26 protein-coding genes, 2 tRNA genes and 1 pseudogene are annotated in these 24,272 nt (G+C 28.7%); 7 read left to right on the forward strand and 22 right to left on the reverse strand.

Translation table 11 applies throughout. The annotated features are described in order from the left end of the window. Window positions 1-11: 11 nt before the first annotated feature. The 5 genes from T473_RS0108790 to T473_RS0108810 form a co-directional block, all read right to left on the reverse strand. A complete protein-coding gene (locus T473_RS0108790; RefSeq protein ID WP_152522283.1) occupies window positions 12-356 on the reverse strand; it encodes a hypothetical protein in 345 nt (114 codons plus the stop codon). A gap of 193 nt (window positions 357-549) precedes the next feature. Then, entirely contained in the window at window positions 550-1,284 is a 735-nt protein-coding gene (locus T473_RS0108795) for a uracil-DNA glycosylase family protein (RefSeq protein WP_024621576.1), read from the reverse strand. Between the two features lie 257 nt (window positions 1,285-1,541). Further along, a complete protein-coding gene (locus T473_RS0108800; protein ID WP_024621577.1) occupies window positions 1,542-3,191 on the reverse strand; it encodes a recombinase family protein in 1,650 nt (549 codons plus the stop codon). A 13-nt stretch (window positions 3,192-3,204) separates the two neighbouring features. Beyond that, the gene (locus T473_RS0108805; protein ID WP_024621578.1) at window positions 3,205-3,396 is read right to left on the reverse strand and encodes a hypothetical protein; all 192 of its coding nucleotides are present in this window, start codon (window positions 3,394-3,396) and stop codon (window positions 3,205-3,207) included. A gap of 230 nt (window positions 3,397-3,626) precedes the next feature. Beyond that, window positions 3,627-4,982, reverse strand: a complete 1,356-nt coding sequence (locus T473_RS0108810) for a DNA primase family protein (protein WP_024621579.1) — start codon at window positions 4,980-4,982, stop codon at window positions 3,627-3,629. A 285-nt stretch (window positions 4,983-5,267) separates the two neighbouring features. On the opposite strand from T473_RS0108810, the gene T473_RS0108815 reads away from it, so the two are divergent. After that, window positions 5,268-5,498, forward strand: a complete 231-nt coding sequence (locus T473_RS0108815) for an arginine repressor (RefSeq protein WP_024621580.1) — start codon at window positions 5,268-5,270, stop codon at window positions 5,496-5,498. Window positions 5,499-6,091: 593 nt separating this feature from the next. Here the strand turns inward: T473_RS0108815 and T473_RS0108820 are convergent. From T473_RS0108820 to T473_RS0108830, 3 genes are all read right to left on the reverse strand, one after another. Then, window positions 6,092-6,988, reverse strand: a complete 897-nt coding sequence (locus tag T473_RS0108820) for a hypothetical protein (RefSeq protein WP_024621581.1) — start codon at window positions 6,986-6,988, stop codon at window positions 6,092-6,094. A gap of 258 nt (window positions 6,989-7,246) precedes the next feature. Then, complete coding sequence (locus tag T473_RS0108825; protein ID WP_024621582.1) at window positions 7,247-7,564, reverse strand: hypothetical protein; 318 nt, start codon at window positions 7,562-7,564, stop codon at window positions 7,247-7,249. Between the two features lie 23 nt (window positions 7,565-7,587). Then, window positions 7,588-7,779 carry a helix-turn-helix domain-containing protein gene (locus T473_RS0108830; protein WP_024621583.1) on the reverse strand — a complete coding sequence of 64 codons (192 nt, stop codon included), beginning with the start codon at window positions 7,777-7,779 and terminating at the stop codon, window positions 7,588-7,590. A gap of 176 nt (window positions 7,780-7,955) precedes the next feature. Between T473_RS0108830 and T473_RS0108835 the strand changes: the two genes are divergently transcribed. Further along, complete coding sequence (locus tag T473_RS0108835) at window positions 7,956-8,282, forward strand: helix-turn-helix domain-containing protein (RefSeq protein ID WP_024621584.1); 327 nt, start codon at window positions 7,956-7,958, stop codon at window positions 8,280-8,282. Window positions 8,283-8,612: 330 nt separating this feature from the next. Here the strand turns inward: T473_RS0108835 and T473_RS0108845 are convergent, their stop codons facing one another. From T473_RS0108845 to T473_RS0108865, 4 genes and pseudogenes are all read right to left on the reverse strand, one after another. Next, entirely contained in the window at window positions 8,613-8,906 is a 294-nt protein-coding gene (locus T473_RS0108845) for a DUF960 family protein (RefSeq protein ID WP_024621585.1), read from the reverse strand. Between the two features lie 143 nt (window positions 8,907-9,049). Then, a complete protein-coding gene (locus T473_RS0108850; protein ID WP_024621586.1) occupies window positions 9,050-9,391 on the reverse strand; it encodes a hypothetical protein in 342 nt (113 codons plus the stop codon). Window positions 9,392-9,480: 89 nt separating this feature from the next. After that, window positions 9,481-9,734: pseudogene (locus tag T473_RS20240) on the reverse strand (JAB domain-containing protein). 328 nt (window positions 9,735-10,062) lie between these two features. Continuing rightward, window positions 10,063-10,710: a hypothetical protein gene (locus T473_RS0108865; protein ID WP_024621587.1), complete on the reverse strand. Its 648-nt coding sequence runs from the start codon at window positions 10,708-10,710 to the stop codon at window positions 10,063-10,065. A 683-nt stretch (window positions 10,711-11,393) separates the two neighbouring features. Between T473_RS0108865 and T473_RS0108870 the strand changes: the two genes are divergently transcribed. Next, complete coding sequence (locus tag T473_RS0108870) at window positions 11,394-11,846, forward strand: hypothetical protein (protein WP_024621588.1); 453 nt, start codon at window positions 11,394-11,396, stop codon at window positions 11,844-11,846. Continuing rightward, on the forward strand, window positions 11,830-13,476 hold the full coding sequence (locus tag T473_RS0108875; RefSeq protein WP_024621589.1) for a hypothetical protein: 1,647 nt from the start codon (window positions 11,830-11,832) through the stop codon (window positions 13,474-13,476). The genes T473_RS0108870 and T473_RS0108875 overlap by 17 nt, the downstream gene beginning before the upstream one ends. 97 nt (window positions 13,477-13,573) lie before the next feature. Here T473_RS0108875 and T473_RS0108880 read toward each other — a convergent pair whose 3' ends face one another. The 5 genes from T473_RS0108880 to T473_RS0108900 form a co-directional block, all read right to left on the reverse strand. After that, window positions 13,574-14,392, reverse strand: coding sequence for a DNA adenine methylase (locus tag T473_RS0108880; RefSeq protein WP_024621590.1), 819 nt, complete (start codon window positions 14,390-14,392; stop codon window positions 13,574-13,576). 9 nt (window positions 14,393-14,401) lie between these two features. Further along, window positions 14,402-15,247, reverse strand: coding sequence for a DNA-methyltransferase (locus tag T473_RS0108885; protein ID WP_024621591.1), 846 nt, complete (start codon window positions 15,245-15,247; stop codon window positions 14,402-14,404). Between the two features lie 127 nt (window positions 15,248-15,374). After that, window positions 15,375-15,854: a 23S rRNA (pseudouridine(1915)-N(3))-methyltransferase RlmH gene (gene rlmH / locus T473_RS0108890; RefSeq protein WP_024621592.1), complete on the reverse strand. Its 480-nt coding sequence runs from the start codon at window positions 15,852-15,854 to the stop codon at window positions 15,375-15,377. Between the two features lie 37 nt (window positions 15,855-15,891). Beyond that, a complete protein-coding gene (locus tag T473_RS0108895; protein ID WP_024621593.1) occupies window positions 15,892-16,689 on the reverse strand; it encodes an MBL fold metallo-hydrolase in 798 nt (265 codons plus the stop codon). A 327-nt stretch (window positions 16,690-17,016) separates the two neighbouring features. Further along, window positions 17,017-18,480: a M1 family metallopeptidase gene (locus T473_RS0108900; protein ID WP_024621594.1), complete on the reverse strand. Its 1,464-nt coding sequence runs from the start codon at window positions 18,478-18,480 to the stop codon at window positions 17,017-17,019. A 120-nt stretch (window positions 18,481-18,600) separates the two neighbouring features. Between T473_RS0108900 and T473_RS0108905 the strand changes: the two genes are divergently transcribed. Genes T473_RS0108905 through T473_RS19145 form a run of 3 tightly spaced genes read left to right on the forward strand, consistent with a single transcriptional unit; the run spans window position 18,601 to window position 20,671 of the window. Beyond that, complete coding sequence (locus tag T473_RS0108905; RefSeq protein WP_024621595.1) at window positions 18,601-19,671, forward strand: DnaD domain protein; 1,071 nt, start codon at window positions 18,601-18,603, stop codon at window positions 19,669-19,671. A gap of 8 nt (window positions 19,672-19,679) precedes the next feature. Continuing rightward, a complete protein-coding gene (locus tag T473_RS19140; RefSeq protein ID WP_242825899.1) occupies window positions 19,680-20,144 on the forward strand; it encodes a P-loop NTPase family protein in 465 nt (154 codons plus the stop codon). A gap of 29 nt (window positions 20,145-20,173) precedes the next feature. After that, window positions 20,174-20,671 (forward strand): ATP-binding protein, encoded by a 498-nt coding sequence (locus T473_RS19145; protein WP_242825900.1) that lies wholly within the window; start codon window positions 20,174-20,176, stop codon window positions 20,669-20,671. Between the two features lie 344 nt (window positions 20,672-21,015). Here T473_RS19145 and T473_RS0108915 read toward each other — a convergent pair whose 3' ends face one another. The 5 genes from T473_RS0108915 to T473_RS0108935 form a co-directional block, all read right to left on the reverse strand. Then, the gene (locus tag T473_RS0108915) at window positions 21,016-21,816 is read right to left on the reverse strand and encodes a formate/nitrite transporter family protein (RefSeq protein WP_024621596.1); all 801 of its coding nucleotides are present in this window, start codon (window positions 21,814-21,816) and stop codon (window positions 21,016-21,018) included. 248 nt (window positions 21,817-22,064) lie between these two features. After that, a tRNA-Glu gene (locus tag T473_RS0108920) sits at window positions 22,065-22,139 on the reverse strand. A 6-nt stretch (window positions 22,140-22,145) separates the two neighbouring features. Beyond that, window positions 22,146-22,221, reverse strand: a tRNA-Lys gene (locus tag T473_RS0108925). Window positions 22,222-22,437: 216 nt separating this feature from the next. Beyond that, window positions 22,438-23,727, reverse strand: coding sequence for an adenylosuccinate synthase (locus T473_RS0108930; RefSeq protein ID WP_024621597.1), 1,290 nt, complete (start codon window positions 23,725-23,727; stop codon window positions 22,438-22,440). A gap of 78 nt (window positions 23,728-23,805) precedes the next feature. After that, window positions 23,806-24,114 carry a hypothetical protein gene (locus tag T473_RS0108935; RefSeq protein ID WP_024621598.1) on the reverse strand — a complete coding sequence of 103 codons (309 nt, stop codon included), beginning with the start codon at window positions 24,112-24,114 and terminating at the stop codon, window positions 23,806-23,808. Window positions 24,115-24,272 lie beyond the last annotated feature (158 nt).

A 24,272-nucleotide genomic window follows, 5' to 3' on the forward strand; every position in this document is an offset into this window, starting at 1 on the left:
GTATAATAATTTCAGTATATTGAGAACAAATAAGCTGAGAGAGTTGCTGGACAAGATAGATATGAAACAGCAGTAAAATTATCTGAAAGACTTCTCATACAAATTACAAACTTCAAACTTCCACAATTTATATCTTTGAAAGACAAAAAAGATAGGTTGCCTTTTTGTTTAGGCAACCTATCCTCCATTAAGTATCTGACAACATCACTATTTATTTGTAGCTCTATACTATCAATCTCTCGTTCTTCATCTATAGTTATCTTAGACACTAAAAGATGTATTAGTTTTTTCCTCTGCTCATTTGTACTTGCACTTAGAAATACTTCTTTAAACTCGTACATTATGGGCTTAGTCATTTTAGGATCAATTATTTCCCCATCTATAAAACTTTCTTCTTTCTTGAGCTCTAAAACTCTTTGCTCTAGTAATGAAACTTTATTATTAATCTTATTTAATCTTTCAGAAAGGTCTACTTTATTATAATCCTTGCACTACCTAAAATTCACATACATGTACTCTTCTTATCTATCAATCTAAGACTTCTTGATCTTAGCCTTCCTTCATAATCTTGCAAATTGATTTAGCATGTTCAACTCTTGGCTTTCCCTGTGGGTGAACTGTGAAAATATATGTTATTCCATTCACTTTATAATAATTTATTTTTCGATTACCATTGTCCCATACAAGTTCTCGCGCCTTCTCCTTACTTGTATCAAATATGTCTACAACAAAATCCTTCTCCCAATTTGAAGTTAAGAAAACTACAAATTTAGGTGAAAATACTTCAATCTCTTTAATAAGTATTTTTTTACATAAATCTTTTTGCTCTTTCATTAATTTAGATTTTGGATTTCCTGACTCTTTAGGTGCAATTTTATACAGATTGGTCCAAGCCACGTGCTTATACCATTCATCACCTAATAATAGGTTCTTGTAAACTTCTTTTATTAACATCCAAAATGATGATCTATTTGAATTATAATAACCATCCCTATTGCCTTCACATTGTTTTACCCAATATATTTGATCCTCTCTTGCAAACACTAAATCATCGTCATATTCTGATAGAACTTCTCCAAATAAAACTTCTATAGGAATCTTCGTATTACCATGCCACCCATTCGATGCTTTACCAACAAATAAAATACCATTCTTTTCACTTATTGGAAACTTATCACCCCATTGTGCACAGAATACCCCTAACTCCTCTTCGGAATTTACTTTATTTAACAACTCTGAATATAGAGGCATTATAGCCCTTTTTAGTGGTACTTTTATATCCAATCTTACACACCCCTTTTTTTACTTTATTGATAGTTTAAATTTCTTCGAAATTAATGTATTTATTTGCATTAATGATAAACTGCTATATTGGTATTTAATTTACCTACCTATCTATTTAATTAAAACTAAGCATTTAGTATTTTTACAACTGATCTATAAGATATGGCTAATTATGTAAAACATAAGTGAATCAAATAATTAGGTGATATTTATGTAAAACGAATTATTATATATTTTTTTATTTTTATTTACTTCAATTATATAACAAACTTCAGACTTCTACAATTTACCTCTTCAAAAGATAAAAAAGATAGACTGCCCTTTTGTTTAGGCAGTCTATCCTCCATCATCAGATACTTTACAACATCACTATTTATTTGTAGCTCTATACTATCAATCTCACGTTCTTTATTTATAGTTATCTTTGACACTAAAAGATGTATTAGTTTTTTCCTCTGCTCAATTGTACTTGCACTCAGAAATACTTCTTTAAACTTGTCCATTATGAGCTTAACCATTTTAGGATCAATTACTTCCCCATCTATAAAACTTTCTTCTTGCTTAAGCTCTAATACTCTTTGCTCTAGTAATGAAACCTTATTATTAATCTTATTTAATCTTTCAGAAAGGTCTGCTTTATTTAATATTCCATCTTCATATAGTTCTATTGCCCTATCTTTTTTATCTTTATTAGACTTTATCTCATTTTCAATCTTTTGCAAGGTTTTTTTAACTGGCTTTGCTTTGGTCGTTTTATTTTTATTTATATTCTCTATCACATTATTTAATAATGTTTCCTGATTTAAGATCTCCATCAACTTAGCCAAAACATATTGATTAGATTTGTCTACTCTAATAGAGTTAGAAGTACATGCTGAGCTACCTTTATTTTTCCACTTACCACAAACGTAATATTCAAGTACATTTTTAGAACCATCCTTTCTTTTGTAAGTAGATCTACCTAAAGTCATCGAACTCCCACAAACAGGGCATTTAAGTATACCCGTAAGTAGATAATTATTATCATGATTCCTTTTATATACTTTACTTCTATCTTTAAGAAGAACCTGCACCTTATCCCATAATTCAAGGTTAATTATAGGCTCTTGTATCCCGTCTGTAATTATCGGATCAGCATTTTTGTTTTTCCTTCTATATTTTGAGTAGTCCTTGTGTACGTTAAAACGTATCTTACCAATGTATACAGGATTATTAAGGATGTCCCTCACAGTAGATACCGAGAATTGATTGTCTCTTTTAGTCTTATATCCATCTTTGTTTAAAGAATTTACAATTGCTTTATATCCATTTCCTTTACTATATAGCTCAAAAATTCTTCTCACAGTATTTGCCTCTTCTTCATTAATAACTAAAGCACTATTCCTTCTTTTCTTCCCTTCATTAGGAAATTCTTTTACATCATATCCTAAAACAACTCCTCCGTTCCATCTACCTTCTCTTGCTCTAGCAATCATCCCCATTTTAACGTTTTCTGATATAGTACCTCTTTCAAACTCAGATATAGCACCCATTATGTTTAATTGAAATTTTCCCGCTGGAGTTTCTGTTTCAAAACCTTCTGTTAACGACCTAAATGCGATATTATTTTTTTCTAATAAATTATATATGCTTAGAATATCTGCCAGATCTCTACTTAAACGATTTAATTTCCAAACAATTAATAGACCAAATTTTTTATCCTTAACATCTTTTATGAGCTCCCTTACCCCTGGTCTTCCTGATATATTTTTACCACTTATACCTCTATCTTGATATACCCTATATATTTCATAACCTTTAGAATTACAATATTCTTCTGCCTTCCTTCTCTGCTCATCTATACTATATCCTTCCTCAGCTTGTTCAACAGTTGATACTCTACAATATATTGCCACTTTTTTATCCATAGTTTTTATCCTCCTATATATTAATTGGACTTTCCAAATAATTTTGAATGATTCTACATATAATCTCCAATACTTCTTCACTGTATATTTCTTCTATCTCCATATCTTCACCTATTTCCTTTTTATAATATATATTTATAAGTGCTTTTGTTCCATTTCTATAGTGATCTATGGAAATAAAGATATCTTTTATTGTAACAATCAAATAACATCTCCCTTCTGATGTATTTGATCGTTAGCATTAAAATAGATCATTATTTTCAATTGATCACCATATAAATTTAAAATGTATTAAATCTAAGTTAACTTTATGAAACTTTTTAAAGTATAAAAAATATTAGGGCAATGGTGGCAAGTAAAATAAAAACTTTTTTAAAATTATATCAATAGTATTTTTCATTATAGTAGCCCCAATAGCCCTTTTTTTTAATATCTTCACCCTATATTTTTTATATATCTAATTCCAGATGATTTTACTTCCTCAATTTCTATCTTTTCAAGTTCAGCCACTCGTCTAAACTCTTTCCAAAATTTCGAGGTGCTATCAGTACCTTTTGTAGCAACAGAATTTACGTTACACCAATCTCTATAATCATCTATAAGTTCTTTTTTTTGTATTTTTCCTCCTTTATCATATTGTATATTTTCACTAAAGTACATTCTGACTGGATCTTGACTACTTTTATATTCTTTAGTAATTTTATTTATTGCCTTAGATTCACTAAAAATATAATTATTTTTAATCAACCTATGCATTCCATCAATAGCCCATTTTAAAATACCCTCTCTTTCTTTTCTAAGCTTGTCTAATAAATTGACATCCTTTTGCTCATCAGATATCATATTTTCAAATGGTATAATTTTGAGCCTTCTATAAAAACCATGACTATTATCAGGTGTATTTGGCAGCGTATTGCTTATAAATACTAGCTTTGATGTGGGTTTATATTCAAAAGGTTCTTTATATTTTTGATTTATTGTAATTGTGTCACCGCTAGTTAAAGCTTTCAGCCTTTCTGTCTCAAAGTCCCCGTCATTTTCAGTAGATACATTTACTTTCTTTCCTACTATATTAGCAATAGTAAAGTTTTCGTTCATCTGTTTAAGTGAAACAGATGATACATTATTGACACCAACCATATCAATTATCACATCTGCTAACACACTTTTACCATTACTCCCTATGCCATAAAGAAGAAAGAACTTTTGAGCTTTATTAGAGTCAATCAGGATATAACCTAACATTTCCTGTATAACGTTTATTAGTTCATTATCTCCGCACATAGACTCCTCAATAAACTTGATAAATTTAGGACACTTCGCATTTTTATTGTAGTTATTGGCTACTTTGCTAGTGACTATAATATTTGGACTATATTCAATAATACTCATAGAATTTATATCATATATGCCATTATTAAAAAAAATATAGTTATTATAAACAGGTATCTCTGTCATAATATCTACCTCTCTCTTTAAAATTTCTTTTACTATACTACTAATACTAAGAGTCCAAAGCCTTCTATCAATTTCATCAATAATAAACTTTATAATTATCTCAAGCTCTAAATCTTTTACTTTATCGGTAGTCCCTGTCTTATAGTTGTATAGCATAAAAGTTCCATCTATACATCTAATATTGACTAGATCCTTGAACTCATTTACAAATTTTTTCTTGTCTAGTTTGATACCTTTTTCATCTTCTATAACTGTTTTCCTGTAAAGATTTTCTATAGTTAACCTTTTTTTATTTATATATAAATATGAAAAATCTTTCTTCGTATTTGTCATCTATTTACCTCCACATTTTAATTTGTAAAAATTTTTAATCATATATCCATTTTTAAATGCGCATTTAATTAATCAAATATTAACACCTATACTTAGTATTTTCAAGTATTACATCTAGCCATTTAAAATGATTATTCATATCTCTGAATAAAATACCGATTTAGTATTAAATTTTATGGTATAATTTCAAATTATAAGTATTTTTTTAATATAACTGTAGAGAAGATTCATCACACCCATTTTATATTTATTCATTAAAAAAAATATATAATAGGAGGACTTTGTATGACATTTGAAAAAAAATATCAAAACCTTTCAAAAAATGATAATAATGACTCTGAGATAGCATTACAAATAATTAAAAAAAATCTAAAAAAACGAAAATTTGAAACGCAAACACAGATGGTAAGTTTTTTAAAAAGCAATGGAATCTATATTTCCCAAGCAACATTATCTAGAATATTAAGTGAAAATAATATTGTAAAAGGTGATGCAGGCTATATGAAGATACTATAGAAAGGATTAAATCTAGCCGATTAAGTGAGATAATGAATAGGTCAAATACTTTTGTCAATAGACCTATGGTGTATGGTTTTACGGCGAACGAAGAAAAAGATAGAAAAATATATTTTCTATTTCTAAAATTAGACATTGGTTTTGAAACTTTTTATATGAAGTTTTATCTGATTACCTTGGTAAGAATACATTTAGTTATTCAGTTGGACATGGTTGTATCCAAGTTTATCATAAAAATCTGGCTGTGTTAAATAGAATCTACAATGAATTATATTTGATCAAAAAGGGTAATAAGTAATAATTTATTTGATTTTAGATATAACTTTAATAGCACACAAAATTATTTTAAAATCTAAAGGTATAAATTAAAAAGAGTCAATCTACTTTTCTAAATAATAAAAGCGATAGCATTAAATAGCTATCGCTTTTATTATTTCAGATTTTTATATATACTTTAACAAGGGCTAAAGTTAACTAATTAAGTACACTCGATTTTAAGATAAAAAACCTTAAAATTCAGCTTCCATCTCAGCTAAACCAATCCAAACTAACTTTTCTTTCTTATTTCAGCTACTTATTATTCAATATTGATTTTAATAGAAATCTGATCCTTCCCCTACTGTTCCATCCCAATATACTATTACACCACCATCACCTTGTTCAATACTAGGGTCAACAGGATATACTTCATAATAATAACCTTGCTCACCACTTATACCTGAGTATAATTCGTACCCTTTCAAATTATTTTGAACATACTCTTCAGCTAACTCTCTAGCTTTACCAAATGTTAACCCAGGAGAACCTTCTTTACTAGTATTGTTATCAGTGTCAGCAATGTCTACATTTGTATTATTATCATCGTATTCTATGTCTTGAGTTAAATCATAATTAAATTCAAATGTAACTCCTAAAACCTCCTCTAACCTCTCTATACATTTAGTATTCTTTACTCCGCTATTTTCTATCATTTTCTTAAGAACTTCTATTTGATTGCTAAATTTATCAATATTCTTTTGATCATCATCCGTAATGTTATCTTTTTCTTTTAATTTATTTTTTTCTTCGATTAACTTTATCATATCACCATTTAGTTTTACTCTATTTGAAAATATATCTATTAATTGATCATGGTATTTATTAACGTTTTCATCATTTGTTCTGAATTTAGATAAGCTCTCAACAAGTTCTTTATGTTGAGCTTTAGATGCCTTATAGTATTCGATACTATCTCTATCTGGATGATGGACTTTTTCACCATATTTTTTATACAATTTATTAAATAAATTTTGAAACTCATCTACATACTCATAGTTTTCTATCTTCTTTGCTTTATCTGTTAACGTAACCTCTACTCCATTTACTATCTTTGTTGTCTTTTCTTTATTTATATCTTGCTTATTATTTGCGTTATTTCCTATGTTACCATTAGAACAAGCAACTAATCCTAATGAAATTATCACAGCAAAAACTAACAGTACTTTTTTCATGTAAATATCTACCTCCATTCTTAATAAAAATGTAAAAAACAATAAACTACATCATATAGTTATTCACTAACTATAGCATCTCTATTTAGTGCTACTTATCAGTTAATGTATTAATATTACTAACCTTTTCATAAACCCTCCTTAAAAAATTTATAAATATTTTTATACTAAAATCTTATAACTAAGTAATAGTGCAGATTCTTACAGATAACAACAAACCTTAATCAATTATTTACTATATAAAACCATAAGTTTTTATTAATTATTTTCCTCAAACAATTCGGATTCCTCTAAATTTGTAGTATCAGTATCATTACTATTTTTAAAGACTTTTTGTGATATAAATTTAATGGTAATAACCACTACTCCTGCTAAAACAGCCCATTTAATAATAGGTAATATTGAAATTATTAAAAATGCTATTCCTTCCCCTAATATACCAACTATAAGACTTGATATTACACAACATATCATCCAGATGCTACCCAATGCTTTAAAACTATAAAATTCAAAAATTCCACTCTTTATGACTCTCCAAAATATAACTGTACCAAGAATTATTGCAATGACTACCATTTTATCACCCCTCATTATTATTTTTAATCTAATAATTCACTATAACTAACTTCTAATACTTCTGCTATTTTTCTAAGTGTATCAATTGAAGGATTACTTCTACCTACTTCAATATCAGATAAAAAAGTATTAGAAATACCTACTTTTTTAGCTAATTCAATCTGTTTAATCTTCTTTTTCATTCTCTCTTCTTTTATCTTACGACCTACTTTCAAAACCCTCACCTCCTATTTTCATTTTACGTTATTAAAGTAATTAAAGCAATATTTTTACGTTTCCAGAGTAATCACACTTATAAAAGATTAACTTTTTTATTTTAATTAGACTTTTTTGATTATATATAGTATAATTTTCTACAAATATACGTTATAAACGTATTAAGGAGGTTTTTATGATATCTTCAAAGTTAAGAGATCTTAGAAAATTTAAAAAAATGAGTTTAAAAACGTTGAGTGAGCTTACAGGAATATCTATTACATTTTTAAGTGATATTGAGCATGGAAGAGGTAATCCTTCTATTGATACATTAAAAGCTATCTCAAGTGCTTTTAATGTAAGCCCATCTTATTTCATTGATGACATAGTTTCTAATAAAAGTGTAAATAATGAAATTCTTGAACTCATTAAAGACTACGACAACTGGAATAACAGTGATAAAGAAGAACTTATCTATTACCTTAAGGCTAAGAAAACGATTAGAAATTATAAAAACAACTAGTTTCTATTGAATTAGCTTTATTTGAAATTTCTATTCATTTTAGACCTGATTTATTATTATATCTAGATTTTTCTATTTATTGTAAATAGACCTTGTTACTTTAAATTAGAAACAAGGTCTATTTTTAAAGATGAATAAACTATTAAATAGTTATCATACATTGTTAGCTAATCTTTAATTTTATTCCATATCTCACTTACTGATATTCCGAATCTATCCCTTGCAATATCAATCGCTTTTTCAGGATCTAATCCTTCAGCGATCAATCTAAAAACAAATGCCATTACTATCCTCCACATAACTTTCTCCCTCTTATATAATTTTTAATCTCTAGTACTCTGTAGCTAACAACATTGTGCTATAATAGCCAGCATCTATTACATAAATCTTAATTGAGGATTTAATTTTATCTGTAATTAAGTAAGATACTTTTATATATCTAGAATCCTCTTGTTTATGTACAATTTCTAAAGCTCCCTCTTCTATTGGGATTAATTCAAATATCTGAAGGTAATCTTTTTCTACTTTTAGTTCATCTATTTTATTCCATAGTATAATTTGTACGCTTACTGGTATTTCATTTTGAACACCTGCTGTCATATATCTGTTCTCTTTATTGAACATATTACCACTCCTTTAGTTTTCTATTTTTCAGATTAAATACAACATCATCTCCATTAGAACGTTGTTTTTAAATTGCTTGTGAAACAATTAATTTGGGCAAAATAAAAAGCACTCTAAACAAATATCTCTATTTGAGTAAAGTGCTATTTTAGTAGCTCATCTGTTATTTTATTTTTTGTAATTACTACTACACTGTAATCTGTTGATAGTAAGTATAGTGTGGAGTTATAAATCTCATTATCTGATGTGTAAATTACATCACTATACTCTTCTATTAGACCTTTTAGTACATTTTCTTTTAGCTCTTTTACTTCTTCTATACTCTTTGGTATGCAAATGTGACCTCCATCATCAGTAAGCTTTCGATCAACCCCATAGTTGTTATTTAGTTTTTTAATAATTGTTTTTATATACTCCGATAATCTATCGGGTAATTCCTTTTCCAACCTTATAATATCTTCTGTCTGAAAGATTTTATCTATCATATTTATACCTCCATTTTTAAATTAAAAAATAAAAAACATATGCTTCGCTATTTGCTATGCATACCTTCTACTCACTACATTTTATGATTTTACTTAAAACTAAAGTATGTATCAATCTCTACTATTATATGGTCAATCACCTCTATTCCTAATGATTCTCCATATTCTTTTAGCATTTTGGTTATATTTCCATCCTCTCTACTGTAATTTGGATTGCCTACGGATGGATATGAAAACATATTATTTTTGAAGCATCACACAGAATACCAGCTTTAAAAATTACCCTTGGATGAAATATCACTGAATCTATGCTTCCTATGCTTACTAAAATTTTATCTACCATTATATTTTTATTTGTTTTTTTATACAGCTATAAATTTTTATAAATAAAATAGCATTTTACTCAAATAATTTGAATAGAATGCTATTTTGTTAAATCGTTTATTTGTACTTTTATTTAGTAATTTCATCTATTTCCTCTAATAAAATCTTTGTCATATCACTACTCTTTTTCTCAATACTATTTAATAAACTTTCTATTGAAATAATATTTATAATTTTATCCATCAACTTTCCATCATCTTTAATCTCATTATAAATAAAATCAAGCAATAAAAAAGCTATCTGATCCTCGATATCATAATCTTCAGGACTCGCAATTCTATGGTTTATTAAATCCCAATTTCTCTAGATTTATTCCCAATATTAATATATGTGGAATTATAACACTCTGAGTCTTCTCCATACACAGCTATTACTAAATCAATATTACCTAAAAGTGTTATTTTTGTCTTATTAATAATAGCTAATTTAACTTTGTTTTCTGCTGTTTTATCCATATAAATATTTGTTTTATCTGGTTTTGGAATGTTTACAAACTCTACTAATCTTTCTTTTAGGAATTCTTCATATTCTCTTAAAAACAAACTATACTCCTTTTGCAACTCTTCCTCAAAGCAATTAATTAAATCTTTATACTCCTCTAATAATTTTTTAGATTCTAAAGAAAGGTAAACTCTTTTAGATGCTTTCAAATATTCAAATGGTTTTTTCAAATTTATAAACCACTGTTGTAAAATGTCTTTATCTAAATTCTTCTCCATTGTATAGACTTTATTAATTTCTGCCATAACGTCTTCTAAGCAAGTACAATATGGAATTAATATTTGTTCTAATTTCTCCCTTTGTAATTGAATCTTATTTTTTACTTTTTCTGCTCTGGACGTCGATACATAGGATATAACTCCACCTATTATTACTGCTATTATTGTCCAAACTGGCTCAAATTTTTTATCTAGTAATTCAAATAACTGCTCCATTGTAATCTCTCCTTAATGATATATATGTAATTATTCGACTAATTCCAAACCTAATTATATAAATTTTTTTATTTACTCTAGAAATCCCTTTTTTCTCTTAACCTATCTATAATGAATCACCTCATGGCATACTGCATATAGTATTACAATATCATGACTTAAAGCATTTCTTTCTTTCCAAATTTAGTACCATAACTATATATTATCATGCAATCTATTATATTACTATTTTTAGGAAATCTATTATTAATTAAGTGTGTAAAATATTATCTATTTGTATTATATACAATCTATATTTAATTCATCTATTTAATTCAATAGTACAATTTGTACGCCTACTGATATTTCATTTTAAACAATAAAGTGTAGGGTTGTATTTCTCTCTCTGACATGTAAATCACTTCGCTGTACTCTTCTATCTGATCTCTTATTATATTTTTCCTGAGTTTTTCACGTCTTCGACACACAGTAGTATACAAATATATCCGCCGTCAACAGTGAGATTTAGTAAACCATTGTAATTATCATTTTTAAGCTGACTTTTATGAACCAATACCAATTTTAAATAATATATCTTTGAATAAAATTAATTATCTAATCTATTTTATTAATATTGTTAAATTATGGATTATATATTTTTTATGATATAATTGAATATATCGTAAAAAGGAGTATAAGTGAATATGCAGAAATTAAGAATATATGGCGATAATATTTTAGAGTGTGAAAAAACACTGGATTTAATTTATAAAAGCATTAAAATAAATACAGTTAATAGTACAATTATTTTAAAATTTGATTTTAAAAGTAATATTTTTTGTCCTTTGTATATAATACAATCATCTAATGATAATAAAGGTCTTTTTGAAATCCAACTTTTCGCTGGGTACAATAGGTGGACATCTAATATTCTTGATAAATTAACATCTCTAGGTTCTTCATTAAATGAAGGTGCAGATTCAATTGTTACACAACTCATGGATGATAGAGAGGAAATACTTTTTGGTTGTGAGTATTGTGGTGCTTTACCCGCTGGTAACAATGCTTGGCAAAGGAGTGGGAGAGCATTACTTTTGCTGAAGCAAAATACCTTTCTTATACTATTCAGAAATAGGTGGTATGGAATTAGATTCTGATAGAAAACTTAAATCTGGGAGATTACCTAATCCATTGGTTCCTTTTTCATATATTACGGCTAATATAAATTATGAAGATTCAATAATAGCTCCAATTTATATACCAAGCCCTACTATTTCAGATAATAATTTAGACTTATATAAAAATTGCTTTATTAATGATGAAGATTTAAATATAATCTATGGTCTAATAACAGGAAATAAAGAAATATATTTATTAAATAGTAAATATATTCGAAATAAATCTTTAGAAATAACTAAACTATTAATAGATAATAGACGAATTAAAGATACTCTCACTTCAGAACAGCTATTTATGTTATTAGACTTAATAATGAAAAGCTCTAGCAAACTCCTTTTTGAAAAAGATATAATGAAATGGAGTAAATCCATTACTATAAATCTAACTGATTCTATGGAAAATATATTTAAATATTGTAAAAATTATTGTTATGCAATGGGGAGTAAAACTCTTCCTTTTTGTCTAATTCCAGAAGATAAGAAAAACGAATTTATCTCATTATTAGATTCTATTTATAAAGATAAAAATATTATTGATAAAATTAAAAACTCTAAGAAACCAATTGCATTAGTTTGGATAGCAGGATTTAAACCTCGTGGAGATGATTCTCGACCAGATAGAGGATTACTTCCCTTATTTAAAATGTTATTTGGAGATGAATATACTGTATTATCATTAATATTTGGTCCTATGAAAAATACAGCAATAAATACTCTTATTAATAACCCACATAAATTAATTAATTCAAATGGATTATGGAAATCATTATATACTCAAAGCGATTATATAATAGTTGACAATTATATATCAGGAACCTCAGATTTAGGTTTATGTAAAATCTTTGGGACAAATACATACACTATTGCTTCTAATAACATTATTTATAACCCATGTAGTACTATTCCTAAATTAGGTGAAGACGATATAGATACTATTATTCATTCTATTTTTAGAACTTTTTTTAATAATAATTTTTCTTCTGATACAACTTTTATATATGAAAGCCTTTGTAACCCTCCCGGCGGTGACTGGAGTGGAATTGAATTTCTTGATATAACTAGAAATATACTATTTAGATGGAGCTCGCTACCTAGGGTATCTGGTGAAGATAAAAGACCTGACCATATTGTACAATTTAAAGACAAATTCTTAATTGTTGAAAGTAAATTGTATAAGAGAAATCTTGAATGTAATATAGGGCCTAGACTGAAAAACTATGTAAGGAAATTAGTTAATATTCCAGCTATAGCTTACAAAAATTATCCTCTTGGAAATTGGACCTTGAATAACAATACAATTGCCAATACATATAACTATGACTATCTAAGTGCCATTGCATTTTTAAAAAATAATAAAACACATGATATTTATTACTCTAATACAAAAGAAAATACTTTTTTTGATTACAATGAAGAATATTACTCTGAATTATTTAATTTAACGAATACTGATATTATTTTTGAAATTACAATTTACTCAAATACTGTGTTAATAGATATATCCAGTAGAAATGAAATGGTTAAAAACTGGGTTGAAAATATGGTAAAGTATAATAAAAATATAGTATCGCTTAAAAATAGTAAAAATATTTATATAAATATTTTTTAAAAATAAGCCTCCTGATTTAAAGGAGGCTTTGTTTCGTTTCAATGGTATTTTTAAATTTTTTAAATCATTGTTACTATTCGTTCTTTATTTATATTATCTAACCAATATATAATGATTCATATACTTTTTCAATTTTCTTGTCAATTACTTTTCTAAATGTTGAGTTTCCTGACTCTAAAAGTATATGTTCATTGTATAAATCTTTTGGTATATCAACTATATATGATATATCATCTCTTGTTCCATCATACGACAAAATATAGTTAATTTTTCTTTTTTTCAAGTCGTATAGATATTCTATAAAATCACTGTAATCTATAGTCCCAAAATATCTTCCTTTCGTTGAAAAGTAAGGTGGATCCAAATAAACTAAATCTCCTTCTTTTGCATCTTTTGTAGTTTGCCTATAATCAGCATGTATAAACTGTATATTAGCTATTCTTATTGACCATTTCATTATAGTATTTTTTAAGGTTTTGGGATTTATACCTGGCCTTGAATGATGAAAAGAATTATTAAATTTACCATAATTATTATATCTAATTAGACCATTAACGCATGTCCTACTTAGGAATAACAAATCATATGGCGATCCGCAATTATTAAATCTTTCTCTTACTTCATAATAATATAAATGACCTTTTGCTTGCAAATTATTCCACCTTGACTCATATTCATCAGCCAATTTGTTAGGATTATACTTTATTTCATTCCATAAGTCAATTAGAGGTTTATTTATATCTCCTGCAACACCACTCAAAGGATTAGCAGCATACAAAACTGCACCGCCTCCAATAAATGGCTCATAATAGTTTCTATATTCACCAAAATAAGATATAATAATATGAGCTTGAGATCTTTTTGAGCCTGACCATTTTATAATTGGTTGAAAACTTTCTTTTTTTATTTCTAACATAATGAACTATTACTCCTCAACTATATCTTTCATATATATTTGTACTTCTTTTTTATTATTTAATTCTCCATTTATTCTTTTTTTCGCTATTTCTATATACTCATCTTCAATTTCAAAACCTATAAACTTTCTATTTAACTTTAATGCTGAAATACATTCTGATCCTGCTCCTGCAAAAGGTGCTAGAATAATATCCCCTTCATCTGAAGATGATAATATTATACGTTCGCATACCCTTATAGGTTTTTGAGTAGGATGTTTACCATATGCTAGTTCTTCTTTCTTTTTATTATTTGGAATATCCCATACAGTCCTAAGCTGTTTACCTTTTTGTTTTAATAAGTCACCTTGGAACTCAGACTCCTTCATTAAGTCATAATTAAATTTATAGGATCTCTTTTTACCTCCTGAATGTCCCCATAAAATGTTCTCATGACTAGCTGTTAATCTTCTACCGCTTAAATTCGGGAATGAATTTCTCTTATACCATATAACTTCATTTATTATTTCAATTTCCAATAATTGAAATATGAAATTAATTATTCCAATATTGTGATAGGATCCAAATACCCATATAGAGCCTGTCGGTTTAAGTATTCTCTTACATTCTGTTAACCAATTGACAGTAAAACTAAAATAGTCAACTAATTGAATATTATCCCACTTCTCCATTACCTTATTCCAATCACCACCAAAGCCTTTAACTTTAATACTATTATTCCACTTTAAATCTTTCCCTTTAGAAAGGTTATATGGTGGATCAGCAATAATTAAATCCACTGAATTGTCTTCAATTTGTTTCATACCGTCGATACAATTTTGTTTTATTATTTTATTTATATAATTTTTTATCATAATTATCATTCCTTATTGTTATAAATTGAATTTCTATATTCTATACTAAAATAATAATTCATACAAGTCAAATTCGAAGACTATTATTTCATTAAATAGTTTATCTTTTATAGAATAACCTCTGCCTTTACTTGTGATAAGGTTCACCACAATTAATTCTGTAAGCCCTATAAATCTGCTCCAACAAAATCAACCTCATCAACTGATGAGGAAAAGTCATCTTAGAAAAAGACAACTTAAAATCGGCCCTCTTCATCACCTCATCAGAAAGCCCTAGAGAACCTCCAATCACAAAAGTAAGACTACTGTTGCCCGTAACAGCCAAATTGCTCATATGGCCTGCTAATTCCTCGGAAGATAGGTTCTTACCATCTATAGCTAGTGCAATAACATAACTGTTTTGCTTTATCTTACTTAAAATCTTGTTTCCCTCTTTATCCTTAACTATCTCCCTGCCTTTGTCACTCAAATTCTCAGGAGCTTTTTCGTCGTCTAACTCTACTATATCGAGCTTGCAATACTTGCTAAGCCTTTTGTTAAACTCTTCAATTCCAAGTTTTAGATATTTCTCTTTAATTTTTCCAACCGATACTATTTGTATATTCATAAAAACCTCTCAAAATTCAACTCTTCGTTTTACGTTTCTATTTTACTCTGTAAATCTTAGATGGACTGTTTCTTAAAAGTATATCCAAAGTTACATCTTGTCCCACTGCCATGTCGTTTGCAGCTAGAGTCCCATTCGCAGTTTCAAACGCTAATTCTGGGAAGTTGTTTTCTTTACTTAAATGCGCTAATAAGATTGACTCCGTCCCGTTATTGATTAAATCCACACAGAATTGAGATGCTATATCGTTTGATAAGTGACCTATATCTGACATAACCCTCTTCTTTAGAGAGTAAGTATAAGATCCCATCATCAACATATTTTCATCGTAGTTTGATTCTAAAACCACTAGCCTTGATTTATAAAGATGTTTTTTTACGTTCTCTGTTACACACCCTATATCTGTAGCTATAGAAATCTTCTCATCATTATCAGCATAGAAATTGTATCCTACTGGATCTGCTGCATCATGTTGTATCGAAAATGGTCTTAAAACAATATTCTCAAGAGCGTAAGTCTTGTCGTTTTCAAAAACCTTCATGTTCTTATCCTTAATTTCACCTATCTTGTCCTTCATTGAACACCAAGTCTTTATATTCGCATAAATAGGTATATCAAATTTTCTAGATAAAATACCCGCACCCTTTATGTGATCCGAATGTTCGTGAGTAATAAAAATCCCCTTTAAACTCTGTGCATCTATATCAATATCCTTTAGACCTGTAGTTATAGTCTTTCCACTTAAACCCGCATCTACTAATATATTTGTTCCTTTATATCCTACGTAGTGGCAGTTTCCACTACTGCCGCTTCCAATTGAACAATACTCAATCATGTCTCTGCCCTCTCTTCCTTACTCTATAAGTTACATTATACCAAAAAAGAATACTAGAAACGGTTTAAAGTATTTCTTGTATTAAATTTACAGTTTGTGTTGACTTTAGTCGCTAAATTATATTACAAAAATATAAAGGGCAAGTTCTAAAAGTCCTAATACCTTTAAAACTTACCCTTTATACTAAATAAATCTTTATTATAACTACTTACCATTAATTTACTTATCTTTAGTTCACTTTATTTATCTTTACTTATATATTGCTTACTGCCTTTAAATTAATTTTACTTCTGTAGAGGCACTACAATATTATATTTCTAACAATACTTACTCGCATTCACTTATTATTTTATCAATATCTACGCCCTTACTGTTCCAAAGATCTACAAAAACCCTACCGTTTACATTTTGGTGTTTATTCTTGTTGTAGTATTCTTTTAAAGTACTGAAAAATACTTTATCCCCTACTTCTTTTCTAACATTATGTAGTGCTACAGCTCCTTTTGTATATACGTTTAAGCTGTAATCCGTTGAATTTTTATAGTCAGTTGTAGGTTTAAATATATTTTCACTTCTGTAGCTCTTCGATTGTACTTCCATTGTCTTCATAAGCTTTTCAGCCGTATCTTTTCCGTATTTATTTTCAAAATAAAGAACTGTAGAGTACTCTGTAAGAGCTTCATCCAACCATGGTTCGCTTATTTCATCATTACCGACTACAGAATACCACCATTGATGAGCTGCTTCATGAGCTATAACATACTCAAGCAAAAACTTATTTTTTTCGTTATATAGACTCTGATCTATCATTACTAGCATTGGGTACTCCATTCCACCTATGTAAAAATCACTTGCAACAACTGAGAATCCTTTATATGGGTACTTTCCAAACAGGTCGCTGAAAATTCTTATTGAATCCTCTGCAACTTCCGTACTTTTATGAGCCAAATTTTTGTTTAAATTATATGTATTTATTGATACTCCCTTGCTTCTACCCCTTGCAATATCGAAATCTTTACTCATAACAAATGCGAAGTCTCTTACATTCTTAGCCTCGATTTCATACATCTTTTTCATTTCGTCGTATTTATCATTTACTACAATACCTGTATTCGCTAACTTATACTTTCTCGGCAACAATAAATTTACATCAAAGTCGCTAGTTTCACTGTAAAAAGGATCTCCAATCGCCTCATAACTCTTTAAATTCCATCCTCTACCATCATTTACACATGCTATGGGGAACCAATTTGTTACATTTACAGTGTTGTCGCCATACCCAAACCTTCCTAAAGAGTTTGGAAGCTTTACATTGTATTTAAAATCAATAGGTACGCTATCTCCTGGTTTTATTTTTTTATTTAGTTTAATCTCTAGTATATCATTTTTCTCACCTTTAACTTCATATTGCAATTTTTTCTTTGAGCTCAAAACATTTTTGATATCTATATAACCCTCATTAAATCCATTTGGGTAAGCTTGAGTCATCTCTTCCTTTTCAAATGGTGCGTACTCCCTTTTAGAAAAAGCATTGGGGTATATATGGAAATATACTTTGTCTAAAACTTCTTTTGTGTTGTTAACATACTCTGTAGTCTGATTACACATGATTTTTTTGCTTTCATCATTAAAAATAGCATCAATTTTATACTGATTTATTTTAGCTGGTCCTTTTATCATAAAAGTCTCTAATGTCTGTGTTTTTTCAATTAACACTCCTCCAACTAGTAGCATAAATATAATAGCTACAGAAAAAGTTTTTCTTACCCTTTGGTCCATCCTAATAACCAAAATATCTCCTCCTATTCACGTAAGTTCTTTGATATATTTGCAATATTATCCTTCGTCAAATTTCTCCTTAATAACCAATAACTCAGTAAAAAATGATATAATCTTATCTGAGGTGATTATATGTTTTATAAGGAAGTCAACGATATAGATTTAGGTGATACAGCAATACCTAATATCTTTATAGATATATTTATGCCAATGGCAAATGGTTTATACGTAAAAGTTTATTTGCTTGGCTTCAGACAGGCATGCGATAAATCAGCTAATCCAAATTTTGATAACAATTCTATAGCTAAGAATTTGGACGTGCCTTTGGAGGATGTGCATGACGCATGGAAGTTCTGGGAAGATAAACACATAGTTAAAATTCATAAAAACGAAGGATATAATGATTTGAATTATTCCATTGAGTTTTTAGATATTAAAAAGTACTATATTGAGAATACCGCAGTTGGATCACCTACAAAATCTAGTACAGATACTATTGTAGAGGCTTCTGAAAATCCAAGTATTAGAAGTATGTTTAATTCTATAAATAAAATTGTCGGTAGGTATTTGGACCCAAGTGAAAAGATTAGTTTAATGGAGTCTATGAACAAATACAACATGAATTCAGATATGATAATATGTGCTTATGAATATGTAAAAGAAAAATCCGGTTTTTCTAAATCGGTTAAATACATCGATGGAATTCTTAGAAATTGGTATGATTCCAACTTTTATACACCACAGGATGTCGAGGAAAGTTTCAAATTTCAGAGTGATAGATACACAATGTACAAAGATATTTTCCGCCAGCTTGGATTTTCTAGACAACCTACCAAGTCTGAGAAGAAAATTATGGATGAATGGTTTGACAAGTTTGAGATGAATATGGACCTTATATTAAACGCATGTGATAGGTCTAAAAATATCTCAAATCCATCTATTTCTTACATCAATGGTATAATTAAAAATTGGAACACCAAAAGTATTAAGACCCTTGAAGATCTTGCTAAAGATGAAGAAGAATATAGATCTAAAGAAAAAGATAACAAAAAAGCTAAAACTACAAACAATCAAAATAACAATACAAAAAGCTATCAAAGTAAAAAAACTAAGTTTCACAATTTCAATGAGACCTTTACTCAATACTCATCGGATGAACTTGATGAAATAATAAGAAAGAGCCAAAGAGAAAAATTTAAGTAGGTGATTAGGTGAACGAAAACAAAGTTAAAAGAATTCTTAAAAAGTACGAAGAGCGAAGAGATGAAAACGAACTGCTACTTGAAAAAAGAAAAAAACAAGTGTACGATAAATTACCTCAAATTAAGGCAATTGATAATGAAATATCTTTAATAGGATTAAAATTAGCAAAGTCTGTACTTACAAATCCGGACGACAGAGAGCATATCGTAAAAAAATCAAAAGAAGATATAGATTCACTGAGAGAAAGAAAATACAAAATTTTCTCAGAAAACAAAATCCCAGAAAACTACCTAGAAATGAAGTATCACTGCAATGTTTGCAAAGATAAAGCATTTTTACCTACTGGAGAGAAATGCAACTGCTTTAAACAAGAGATTGTAAATGAAGCATACAAAATGTCAAATATAGAAAATGTACTTAATAAAGAGAATTTCTCTAATTTTAAGTTAGAAATTTTTCAACAGAAAAATTAAAAGAAAAAGGCATATCTCCTAGAGAAAATATGCTCGATATTTCAAGTTACTGTGAAGAATATGTACGTAATTTTAACCCTAGAGAATCGAATAATATCCTGTTCCACGGATCTACAGGACTAGGAAAGACATATATGTGTAACTGCATAGCAAAAGATCTACTTGATAGAGGCTTTCTTGTTATTTACCAAACTTCATTTAAAATTCTTGAGATACTTGAGGATTACAAATTTAGAAGAAATTCAGAAAACAAAATCAGTGAAGAAAACTACAGAAATTTATTCGATTGCGATTTGCTGGTAATAGATGATTTAGGAACTGAACTTACGAATACTTTTACAAGCAGTGAACTATTCAATATTGTAAATACTAGACTTACAGCTGGTAAAAGTATGATTATTTCTACGAATTTAACTCCTATACAAATCGGCGAGACCTATACTCAGAGGACTCTCTCTAGAATTTTGGATCAGTTTAAGATTTTCGACTTCTTTGGAAGTGATTTGAGATGGGAAAGATTTAAGTAAATAAAAATATAAATGACTAAAAAAAGCTGTATTTAATACAGCTTTTTTATTTTATTGACCCTCACTGATGTATAGTAAAGCTTGCTCCCATTTTATATGTATATAAACCTGCGCTTATACCTCTCAGAGTAACTAGTTGTCCTCTAGAGCTCTTTCACTAACAAAACTGATGTCGTATTCAGCATACATAACTTTATCATAATTACCATTAACAGATAGCCTTATTGATTTAAATGTTTTTAATTGTTATTATCTTTAATCATATTTTTAAGGCTAGTTATTATTCGTTATCAATAATACAAAAGATGGATAAAACTATAAAGTTCTATCCATCTTTAAAAATATCATCTTTGTGACTTACTTTTCAACATATCCTTTTCTTCGCTTTTCTCTTTTGAAATTGCGTAGTACGGTATAGTCAAAAATAAGATCGCTCCAACTATGTTGCCCAGTGTTACTATAAGAATATTATAGAAGTAGCCCCCAAGCGTAATTGCTGCACCCATAGGCTTTAATAATCCAACTGTAAGCAAAGTCATATTAGCGATACTATGCTCATATCCTGAAGTTATAAAAGCAAATAGACACCAAAATATCATTATAAGTTTTCCGCTCTCTGATTTCAGCTTATAATTACACCATACAGCTAAACAAACTAGTATATTACAAAGCATACCTCTAAAAAATAATTGTATTGGTTCGATGCTCATTTTAGTTGCAGTTGTAGCCGCTATAAACTCGCCTACTGGCCCTTCTGCAAGCCCTGCACCAATAAACATAAGTGATACTATAATTGCTCCTATCCAGTTCCCTAGATAACAAACAACCCATAATTTGATAGTTTGCTTTAAGTTGACTGTCTTTTTTAACATTCCTGCCGTCATAATCATATTATTCCCTGTGAATAACTCTGACCCTGCCAAAAGTACTAAACTAAGTGCTATCCCAAAAGTTGCACCCATGAAAATCTTTACGTATGGTGCACCTGCGAGCATTCCACCTGATGTATAGATAAATAAGATAGCTAATCCCACGTATAAGCCAGCTAGCATTGATGCCATTAAATAACCAGTAAAATTACTTTCTAAAAACATAACTTTTTTTCTGGCAGTCTCTACTATTACCGAAAACTCCTCTTGAAACATATACACACCTCTTTATCATTTTATTTAATCTAAGTATAACAAATCTATATTAAGCTTCACAATAAAAAATTCGTATTACTATATTATTAATAAAGTTAATTACTAACATAGTTAATATTATAAACTCGTTATACTTTATATTACATTAATTATAATAAAATAACTAAATATTAGCACTTTAATATGTATTATTGAGACAATAAAAAAACTAGCTTAAAATATTAAGCTAGTCTATATGTTGTAGTAAATGGTGACCCGTAGGGGAATCGAACCCCTGTTACCGCCGTGAAAGGGCGGTGTCTTGACCGCTTGACCAACGGGCCACTTATTGGTGATCTATCCGCGACTCGAACGCGGGACACCCTGATTAAAAGTCAGGTGCTCTACCGACTGAGCTAATAGACCGTATTTTTTTGTCTCTGTTTTACCACAAGTAAGATTATATCGTGTGACAGATATTTCGTCAATACTTTTTTACAAAATTATTTATTTTTTTTATATTTTCTACAAAAATATAGGGAAAAGCACAAAAGTACCTAAAATCTTTTGTGATTTCCCCACTTTTTTAATAAATTCTTTGCTTTTTGTTTATAAATTTCAAATAAAATCTATCTCTAATTCCTAAGAAAATATATTTCTTCTAACTATCGTTTGAAGTCTATTTGGTCCAACTGATACTATATCAGCACTAACTCCTATAAGTTCTTCTATTCTCTTAATGTACTTTTTAGCGTTTTCTGGAAGTTCATCGTAGTTAGTAACTTTAGTTATATCTTCGTTCCATCCATCTAATTCTTCATAAACTGGCTCACATTTTGCAAGATCATCTAAAGATGCTGGGAAGTTTTTGATTATCTTATCTCCCATTTTGTAAGCAGTACATATTTTTAATTTGTCAAAACCGCTAAGTACGTCTAATAACATGAAAGACATGCTAGTAAGTCCATTTACTCTCGCAGCATAACTAACCATAACAGCATCGAACCAACCACATCTTCTCGGTCTACCTGTTACTACTCCAAATTCATTTCCTTGCTTTCTTATTTGTTCGCCTATTTCGTTGTTTAACTCAGTAACAAATGGTCCTTCTCCAACTCTTGTTGTATAAGACTTAACTATACCAACAACGTCTTTTATCATGTTTGGTCCAACTCCAGCTCCTACTGCAAATCCTCCTGATATAGGATGTGAAGAAGTAACAAATGGATACGTTCCAAGGTCTAAGTCTAGGAATGTTCCTTGAGCACCTTCAAATAATACTTTTTTTCCTTCTTTTATAGCATCGTATACTACTACTGTAGTGTCATCTATGAATTTTCTAATTTGATCAGCATATCCTAAGTATTCATTGTATATAGTTTCAAAGTCGAATAGCTCTTCTTTTCCGTATATATTTTTTACTATTTTATTTTTAGCTTCTATTTGAGGCTTTAATTTAGCTGCAAATATATCTTTGTCCATTAGATCACATATTCTTATTCCAGATCTTTCAGTTTTATCCATATAGCAAGGTCCGATACCATTTTTAGTAGTACCTATTTTATTGTCTCCCCTAGCTTCTTCAGCTAAAGCATCTATTTCCTTGTGATATGGGAATATAACATGCGCTCTGTCACTTATTTTTATGTTATCTGGGTTTATAATCCCCTTTTCAAACATCTCTAGTTCTTTTAAAAATCCTTTTGGGTCAAAAACTATTCCGTTCCCTATTACATTTATAGCTTCTGGATTTAATATTCCTGATGGTATTAAACGCAGTGCATATTTTTTATCTCCAACTACTAGAGTATGACCAGCATTGTTTCCACCTTGTCCTCTTATTACTACATCGGCTTGTGTTGCAAGATAATCTATAACCTTACCTTTACCTTCGTCACCCCACTGAGAACCTACAACCGCAACTGTTTTCATATGTTCCACCTCTACTCATATATTATCGAATGTTTTACATATATATACTATCAAATATTCGTTATTAATTCAAACAATTTAACAACTTAATAACTTTAATACATGTTTTTCTATCTCTGACAAGTCTTTCAATGACTTGATCTTGTTTTGATTTTCTTTTATATAATTTACAGCTATTTCTAGTTTATCCACACTTTCTAGCTTAAGCATAGGTACTACTTCACCTATATTTGTATTTGTAAGGTTTATAATTACTTCATTGCCTTTATCCTCTGCAAAGATAATTATTCCTTCTTTTATTTCATTGTCTACTATTCTAATTAAATTTATTTCGTTATTTATCTTAACAAAATCAGGATAAAAATATAATATGCTTATTTTTTCCATAATATTTTCACCGACCCTTCGTTTTTAAAATTAATAAAAAACGTAAATATATAAACTTTAAACTTCTTTTTTTACACTTGATAACAGTGATTTATAAGTTTATTCACATAAATATACATGTTATTCACATTTATCAACAGGCTATCTGTGGATACTGT

The sequence above is a fragment of the Clostridioides mangenotii TR genome (assembly GCF_000498755.1).
Classification (GTDB): domain Bacteria; phylum Bacillota; class Clostridia; order Peptostreptococcales; family Peptostreptococcaceae; genus Metaclostridioides; species Metaclostridioides mangenotii_A.

What these genes read in the sequence shown, in the direction of transcription:
- T473_RS0108790 (WP_152522283.1), bottom strand. Translation starts at nt 356, where the DNA reads ATGACTAAGCCCATAATGTACGAGTTTAAAGAAGTATTTCTAAGTGCA.
- T473_RS0108800 (WP_024621577.1), bottom strand. Translation starts at nt 3,191, where the DNA reads ATGGATAAAAAAGTGGCAATATATTGTAGAGTATCAACTGTTGAACAA.
- T473_RS0108810 (WP_024621579.1), bottom strand. Translation starts at nt 4,982, where the DNA reads ATGACAAATACGAAGAAAGATTTTTCATATTTATATATAAATAAAAAA.
- T473_RS0108815 (WP_024621580.1), top strand. Translation starts at nt 5,268, where the DNA reads ATGACATTTGAAAAAAAATATCAAAACCTTTCAAAAAATGATAATAAT.
- T473_RS0108820 (WP_024621581.1), bottom strand. Translation starts at nt 6,988, where the DNA reads ATGAAAAAAGTACTGTTAGTTTTTGCTGTGATAATTTCATTAGGATTA.
- T473_RS0108825 (WP_024621582.1), bottom strand. Translation starts at nt 7,564, where the DNA reads ATGGTAGTCATTGCAATAATTCTTGGTACAGTTATATTTTGGAGAGTC.
- T473_RS0108835 (WP_024621584.1), top strand. Translation starts at nt 7,956, where the DNA reads ATGATATCTTCAAAGTTAAGAGATCTTAGAAAATTTAAAAAAATGAGT.
- T473_RS0108845 (WP_024621585.1), bottom strand. Translation starts at nt 8,906, where the DNA reads ATGTTCAATAAAGAGAACAGATATATGACAGCAGGTGTTCAAAATGAA.
- T473_RS0108850 (WP_024621586.1), bottom strand. Translation starts at nt 9,391, where the DNA reads ATGATAGATAAAATCTTTCAGACAGAAGATATTATAAGGTTGGAAAAG.
- T473_RS0108865 (WP_024621587.1), bottom strand. Translation starts at nt 10,710, where the DNA reads ATGGAGCAGTTATTTGAATTACTAGATAAAAAATTTGAGCCAGTTTGG.
- T473_RS0108870 (WP_024621588.1), top strand. Translation starts at nt 11,394, where the DNA reads ATGCAGAAATTAAGAATATATGGCGATAATATTTTAGAGTGTGAAAAA.
- T473_RS0108875 (WP_024621589.1), top strand. Translation starts at nt 11,830, where the DNA reads ATGGAATTAGATTCTGATAGAAAACTTAAATCTGGGAGATTACCTAAT.
- T473_RS0108880 (WP_024621590.1), bottom strand. Translation starts at nt 14,392, where the DNA reads ATGTTAGAAATAAAAAAAGAAAGTTTTCAACCAATTATAAAATGGTCA.
- T473_RS0108885 (WP_024621591.1), bottom strand. Translation starts at nt 15,247, where the DNA reads ATGATAAAAAATTATATAAATAAAATAATAAAACAAAATTGTATCGAC.
- rlmH (WP_024621592.1), bottom strand. Translation starts at nt 15,854, where the DNA reads ATGAATATACAAATAGTATCGGTTGGAAAAATTAAAGAGAAATATCTA.
- T473_RS0108895 (WP_024621593.1), bottom strand. Translation starts at nt 16,689, where the DNA reads ATGATTGAGTATTGTTCAATTGGAAGCGGCAGTAGTGGAAACTGCCAC.
- T473_RS0108905 (WP_024621595.1), top strand. Translation starts at nt 18,601, where the DNA reads ATGTTTTATAAGGAAGTCAACGATATAGATTTAGGTGATACAGCAATA.
- T473_RS19145 (WP_242825900.1), top strand. Translation starts at nt 20,174, where the DNA reads ATGCTCGATATTTCAAGTTACTGTGAAGAATATGTACGTAATTTTAAC.
- T473_RS0108915 (WP_024621596.1), bottom strand. Translation starts at nt 21,816, where the DNA reads ATGTTTCAAGAGGAGTTTTCGGTAATAGTAGAGACTGCCAGAAAAAAA.
- T473_RS0108930 (WP_024621597.1), bottom strand. Translation starts at nt 23,727, where the DNA reads ATGAAAACAGTTGCGGTTGTAGGTTCTCAGTGGGGTGACGAAGGTAAA.
- T473_RS0108935 (WP_024621598.1), bottom strand. Translation starts at nt 24,114, where the DNA reads ATGGAAAAAATAAGCATATTATATTTTTATCCTGATTTTGTTAAGATA.